The organism is Enterobacter cloacae complex sp. SHL018 (genome assembly GCF_049237905.1).
GTDB lineage: Bacteria > Pseudomonadota > Gammaproteobacteria > Enterobacterales > Enterobacteriaceae > Enterobacter > Enterobacter hormaechei_C.
The window spans coordinates 1-605 of record NZ_JBMKJE010000011.1; the positions used below are offsets into that span (position 1 = coordinate 1).

The 605-nt window shown below is 55.5% G+C and carries 1 rRNA gene; it reads right to left on the reverse strand.

Going from position 1 to position 605, the window contains the following annotated elements:
• Nucleotides 1–605: ribosomal RNA gene (locus ACOTY5_RS21890) — 23S ribosomal RNA — on the reverse strand; the annotation flags it as partial.

Genomic DNA, 605 nt, shown 5'->3' on the forward strand with positions numbered 1-605 from the left:
AACGTTCCTTCAGGAGACTTAAAGTCTCAGGGAGAACTCATCTCGGGGCAAGTTTCGTGCTTAGATGCTTTCAGCACTTATCTCTTCCGCATTTAGCTACCGGGCAGTGCCATTGGCATGACAACCCGAACACCAGTGATGCGTCCACTCCGGTCCTCTCGTACTAGGAGCAGCCCCCCTCAATTCTCCAGCGCCCACGGCAGATAGGGACCGAACTGTCTCACGACGTTCTAAACCCAGCTCGCGTACCACTTTAAATGGCGAACAGCCATACCCTTGGGACCTACTTCAGCCCCAGGATGTGATGAGCCGACATCGAGGTGCCAAACACCGCCGTCGATATGAACTCTTGGGCGGTATCAGCCTGTTATCCCCGGAGTACCTTTTATCCGTTGAGCGATGGCCCTTCCATTCAGAACCACCGGATCACTATGACCTGCTTTCGCACCTGCTCGCGCCGTCACGCTCGCAGTCAAGCTGGCTTATGCCATTGCACTAACCTCCTGATGTCCGACCAGGATTAGCCAACCTTCGTGCTCCTCCGTTACTCTTTGGGAGGAGACCGCCCCAGTCAAACTACCCACCAGACACTGTCCGCAACCCGG